Source organism: Cupriavidus sp. GW821-FHT02F09 (genome assembly GCF_059421605.1).
Window position 1 is genome coordinate 1 of sequence record NZ_JBWKVH010000088.1, and the last position, 5931, is coordinate 5931.

Below are 5931 nucleotides of genomic sequence, written 5' to 3' on the forward strand. Positions count from 1 at the left end.
TCGGGGCAGCCTGGATCTGATGGGTGGCGGCCAACACAACAGACACCATGTGTTTGCTCGCTGGCGACAAACGTCCGCCTCATGCGGCGCGCACGGCCGGAGCGATGAAGACATGGGGGAGTTGTGCTACGAGCGCCGCCTGGAAAGCGCGCAATGAGATCCGCAGCGAAGCGCGAGCAGCACGCGTCATGCGGCGCAGCGAAAACAGCGCGAACCCGAATGAACGACCGGGGTTACTTCACGTAGATCGTGATCTTCTTGGAGTAGATCGGCGGGTTGTGCGGAATGTGCTTGTCGTCGGCCATCAGCAGTTGCAAGGTATGTTTGCCCGGCGGCAGCTCGATCGTGGTCTCGGTCTCGCCGGCGCCGAAATGCAGATGGTTGCGGTCGTTCGGGATTTCCTTGTCCATGGGCGGCAGGTCGGTATCGATCAGCAGATGGTGATGGCCGCTGTTCGGAAACTTCACGCCGCGCGGCGCCACGCCCATGCCGCGCAGCCCGAACCACACCTTGATCGGCTTGCCCGCCGGCAAGACCTGGTTGTTGTTGGGAAAGCCGATATACAGGTAGGCATGGGCGGGCGCGGGCGTGGCGTCCGCGCTTGCGCCGCTCGGCGTGCCACCGATCAGAAGCAGGCTGGCGGCGAGCGCAGCAGCCGGAATGAGCTTACGCATGGACTGTCTCCCGTATCGTGCCGCCGGCCCGGCGGCCCGGGGCCTTATCGAACGGTGATGGTGATCTTCTTGGAGTAGATCGGCGGGTCGTGGGGCTTGTGATCCTTGTCGCCGAGCAGCAACTGCAAGGTGTGCTTGCCCGGCGGCAACTCGATCCGCGCCTCGGTCTCGCCGGCGCCGAAGTGCAGGTGGTTCCGGTCATTCGGAATCTCCTTGTCCATCGGCGGCAGGTCCGTGTCAATCAACAGGTGGTGGTGGCCGACGTTGGCCATGTCGACGCCCTTGGGGGCGATCCCCATATTGCGCAGGCCCATGCGCACCCAGAATTTTCCGCCATCGATCACGGCGCCGTCGGGCGGCCAGATGATGTAGACCTCGGCATTGGGTGGGGACGTCGTGGACAACGAGATCGAAGGCAACGGAGCCAGCAGCGACGCTGCCAATGTGCCGAGCACGGTTCGCCTGTGCATACGTTAGCCCTCCCGAACAGCTTGTCTCAAACGCGGTGAATTCTTGCTATTGGTGCTTGGCTTTTGGCTGATTCGTTGATTGGCTTCAGGCCGGCGCGCTGCATTTCGTCATCCAATTTCGTCATTCAGCTTAGAACGGAAAACAGCAAAAAGATACTTGGCGATACCCTGCGCCGCGCCGGTGCCGCGCGGTTGTGAGCTTGCTACGCCACCCGGCGTTGCGAAGCACCTCCGGATTCACAATCGCTGTGCTATGGTTGATTGAGCCAGCCCAGTGCCGCTAGCGCTGCATCACGTCGGCGCAAAGGACAAGGCGGGCCGGCCAGGTGATGGCCGAGCATCATCGCTCTCGCGTGCCGCGTCACGCCGTTGGCACGTGGACCGCCGATGCACTTCGGCGCCGTACGAACAAGGCCTGCATATGTGGCGAAAATTCCTTGTCGTGTGCCTGCTCGGGTTGGCTGCGGTCGTGCGGGCCGAAGCCGGTATCGACACGCCAACCCTCCCCCCCGAGGCAAGGCACCCGGCCGCCGCCCCCGCGAGCGCTCCGGGCAGGCGCCTCGCCCTGGTCATCGGCAACGGCGCCTATGTGGACGAGCCGCTGCCCAACGCCGCCAATGACGCCCGGGCAATGCGCCGCACCTTGGCCGCGCTCGGCTTCGACGTCATGCTCCGCGAGAACCTGGACCGGGAAGGCATGGCGCGCGCGCTTGCCGAATTCCAGCAGCGCCTGCAGGCCGGCGGCACGGGGTTGTTCTATTTCGCGGGGCACGGCATCGAGGTCGCGGACACCCCGGTGATGATTCCCGTCGATGTGGGCAGCCGCACACCTGGCCGCTTGCTCACCGCGGGCACCGGGCTTGACGCAGTACTGGCCAGCATGTCGGCGCCAAGGCCGGACATGCTTAACGTGGTGATCCTCGATAGCTGCCTGGACAACCCCTATCGCGGCAGTGCCGTCAAGCCGCCCGCCGCCCCCGCCAACACGCTGATTGCCTATGCCACGGCCCCCGGCGCCGTGGCAGCCGAGGGCGCGCGGCACGGCGCGTTCACCGGCGCCCTGCTGCGCACGATGCGCATACCCGGCCTTGATGCCGAGGCCGCCCTGCGCCGGGCCGGCGAAATGGTGAGCCAGCACACCGGGCGGCGGCAGCAACCGTGGCTATCATCGTCGTTATCCGCCCCGCTCCGATTCGCGGCGAACGCCGCGGCCACCGGCGAAAACGACAACGACACGGACACCGTCAACGACAAGGACAACGCACCCTTCACGCTCGCGCACAGGCAAGCCCATCCGCTGATCCTTGCGCAGCATCGCGGCATCCTTCCCAAGGACAGCGACGAGCAGTACGAGCTCAGCTTCTGGGACTCCATCAAGAACAGCAATTTCGCAAGTGACTACGAGGCCTACCTTAAGGCCTATCCGAACGGCCGCTTCGCGCCGCTGGCGCGCGCCAGGATCGAGCGGCTGCGCGCGGCCGGGCCGCCTGCCGAGCGTGCTCGCACGCCAGGCGCCTCATCCGGGCAAGCCACCGCGCAAGGCACCGTCACGCCGCCGCCAGCACGCGCCCAGTCCGGCAAGGTGCAGGCGCCGCCTGCCGCGCCATCACCAACCGCGCCTGCCGCATCCACTCCACCCGCCCCGGCCGCAAGCGCGCCTGCACCCGCCACGCAACGAGCTGCCGCGGCCGGCGCCGTGACAGTCGAGATCAAGCCGGGCGAGGTCAAGGACTGCCCGGCCTGTCCCGTGCTGCACAGCCTGCCGGCGGGCAGCTTCACCATGGGCAGCAACGGCGGTGACCCGACCGAGAAGCCGCCGCATCACGTCACCATCGGCCAGCCCTTCGCGATCGGCAAGTACGAAGTCACGGTGGAACAATGGGGCGCCTGCGCTGATGCGGGGGCATGCCAGCGCATCGCCACTGTCGCCAACGCACCCAGGAACGCCCCCGTGCGCGATGTGAGCTGGGACGATGCCCAGCAGTACGTCGCCTGGCTGAGCAAGGTCAGCGGCAAGCACTACCGCCTGCCGACCGAAGCCGAGTGGGAGTACGCCGCCCGGGGCGGCACCACGACGCTCTACTGGTGGGGCGACCAGATGCGCAAAGGCACGGCCAACTGCAAGGACTGCGGCGAACCGTGGAATGCCGACGCGCCCGCCAACGTCGGCTCCTTTGCCGCCAATGGCTACGGCCTCCACGACATGAACGGCAGCGTGTGGGAATGGGTCGCCGACTGCTGGCATATCTCCTACAAAAACGCGCCTGCCGACGGACGCGCCTGGGACGAGCCCGGCTGCGGCGTGCGCGTGATCCGCGGCGGCTCATGGCATGAAGGCGCGAGCTATATGCTCTCCTCCACCCGCTTCAAGTACAGCGCGAGCGTACGCCAGTCGCAAAACGGCTTTCGCGTCGTGCGGGACCTGAAGTAGCCGCTGCCAATGGCGCCTTGCCTGGCTAGCGCGGGTTGGTGGATATCTGCACCATGTCGGCACCGATGTGGCTTTCTCCGTGCTTCGCCGCCATCGGACCCAGCTGCCTGTCGAGCGCGCGCAGGTAGTCCTGCCTGGGCTCCGACTCGGGGCGCAGCGCGTCGAACAGCGGCGCAGGCGTGGTGATCAGCACGATCAGCTCCGTGCCGAACGGCTTCGAGATCACCCAGTCCCCGAGGCTGCCCACGGCAGCGGTGTAGCTGGCGGGTGCCTGGTTGGCCTTGGCGCGCTGGCTTGGCACCATATGCACGACCTTGCCATCGGCCATGTAGTAGTCGACGTAGACATAGGTGTCGTAAGGCGGCGTGGTGATATCCACGATCAGTGGCGTTCCCTCCGTGAGTTGCGCGCCGGGCGCCCGGGTACGGATCGTGGTCAGCGCGGTTGCGCTGCGGCGCCCCGACCAGTATGGCGAGATCAGCTTGACCACGTCGCACTTGTCATCGCCCAGCGTCTGCACGTCCAGGTTTAGCGTCTGCACGCCGGGCACCGCGCCCAGTTCGTCTTTCAGGCGCTTGATGCCAAAGCGCTCCGCCACGTAGCCACGCACCTGCAGTACATGGTCCTGCCCGGTGGCCGACAGCAGCGAGCAAGGCGCGCGTGCCAGCACCGGCGCCACGGCCTGCATGGAGAGCGTGCGCTCGGGCCGGGCTTCCTCGCTCGGTTGCGCCGGCGGCGGCGAGCCCGGCGCGGCGGATGGCGTCACTGCGGCTTGGGGAGTGGCGGATACCACCGCGCTTGACGCGGATTGCGCCGCAGGCTGCTGTCCCTCCTGCGCGGTGCGCGCGCGCCACACGTAGTAACCCAGCCCGCCCGCCAGCAGCACACCGGCCACCGACGCAGCGCCAAGCTTGGCCATTGGCATGCCACCGTGGCGCTCGGTGCCCATGTCGGCCAGGAAACGCGCCACGGTAGGCGTGCGCGTCGCGCGATCGAAAGACAGCGCCGCGCGCAGTGCACGCCACTGCCCGCGGCTTAGCACCTTGGGGCGCTGTGGCTTGAGGCCGGCGCCGCGCGCCTGGTTGGCCGACAGCCGCTCATAGGGGTGCCTGCCGGTCAGCAGTTCATAGGTCACGCAGGCCAGCGCGTAGATGTCGTCGCGCGGATCCGGCTCGCGATGCTCGAACATCTCGGGGCTGGCATAAGCGGGGGTCATGCCGCCGAGCGTGCCGGGGTCGAACACGGTCGGGTCCGCGTCGTCCGCCGGTTGCTGGAAGACGCGCGCGATGCCGAAATCGATCACCTTCACTTCGCCGCTATCGGTGAGGAAGACATTGGCGGGCTTGAAGTCGCAGTGGACGAAGCCGCGCTCGTGCGCATAGGACAAGGCCCGGCCCATGCCGGTGATGATCGGCAGCGCCTTGGCGTAAGGCATGCCGGCAAAGTCTGGCGCGCGCAAGACACGATTGAGCGACTTGCCCGACAGGTACTCCATGGTCAGGTAGACCACCGAGCCATCGCGGTCGAAGTCATAGACCGTCACGATATTGCGGTGCGCCAGCGTCTGCGCCTTGCGCGCCTCGCGCTGCAGCGCGATCAGCGATTTCGGATGACCCCGGAACTGCACATTGAGGACCTTGATGGCGATGTACGGCTTGCGGTCCGAGGCCTCGAGCTTGCGCAGGTCGAGCGCCTTGTAGACCGTCCCCATGCCGCCCACGCCCAGGCACTCCTCCAGCACGAAGCGGCCATTCAAGGTATCGCCCACCCCTTTGGTCTGCTCCGCCCCGGCAATCGCCTGATCGCTCGCGGGCGCTTGCGATGGCAGGGAAGGCGCGGACGCCATGCCAGCGTGGCCAGTCTGCACGCGGGTTTCCTCGCCGCCATCCTCGAACTGGGTTGCCCCGCGGCGCTCGATGCGCCGCAACACCTCTTCATAAACGCCAGGCGGCAGCGGGAAGCGGGTGTTCTCCTCGCTGAGCATGTCCGCTAGCTGCGTGGCGCTTGCCTGGTCCGCGGCCAAGGTGCTGTCAATGCGGGCCAACAGTTCGTCGTGCGACAGACCACCGCTTTGGAAGGTACGTATCAGGTCTGGAATGCTAGGCATCGATGCAGCCACGACGTGATTGCGCGAAGTTGCGCATTGAGCGCCCACTCGCCCGTCTACAGCGAGTACCTGCCCACGATGGATACTAGTGCGCACTCACGCCAATCGCAAACCCCTCGTGCTTTGCATCAACGCCGGCAAGCCAAGCCAGCGGCACGATGGCGCCGCAAGAGCCACTACCTGTCGCACATGCGCGAACACCCGGTGTTGCTGTGTTGGCCGCCACCCATCAGATCCAGGCCACCCCGG

Annotated in this window: 4 protein-coding genes; 1 reads left to right on the top strand and 3 read right to left on the bottom strand. The window is 66.7% G+C overall.

Annotated elements, in window-relative coordinates:
- Positions 1–233: 233 nt before the first annotated feature.
- Entirely contained in the window at positions 234–674 is a 441-nt protein-coding gene (locus AC07XB_RS38670; protein WP_492833186.1) for a DUF4399 domain-containing protein, read from the bottom strand.
- A 44-nt stretch (positions 675–718) separates the two neighbouring features.
- Positions 719–1144 carry a DUF4399 domain-containing protein gene (locus tag AC07XB_RS38675; RefSeq protein WP_150993583.1) on the bottom strand — a complete coding sequence of 142 codons (426 nt, stop codon included), beginning with the start codon at positions 1142–1144 and terminating at the stop codon, positions 719–721.
- Between the two features lie 421 nt (positions 1145–1565).
- Between AC07XB_RS38675 and AC07XB_RS38680 the strand changes: the two genes are divergently transcribed.
- Positions 1566–3575 carry an SUMF1/EgtB/PvdO family nonheme iron enzyme gene (locus AC07XB_RS38680; RefSeq protein WP_492833184.1) on the top strand — a complete coding sequence of 670 codons (2010 nt, stop codon included), beginning with the start codon at positions 1566–1568 and terminating at the stop codon, positions 3573–3575.
- 25 nt (positions 3576–3600) lie between these two features.
- On the opposite strand, the gene AC07XB_RS38685 is transcribed toward AC07XB_RS38680, so the two are convergent.
- The gene (locus AC07XB_RS38685) at positions 3601–5682 is read right to left on the bottom strand and encodes a serine/threonine protein kinase (RefSeq protein WP_492809186.1); all 2082 of its coding nucleotides are present in this window, start codon (positions 5680–5682) and stop codon (positions 3601–3603) included.
- Positions 5683–5931: the final 249 nt, after the last annotated feature.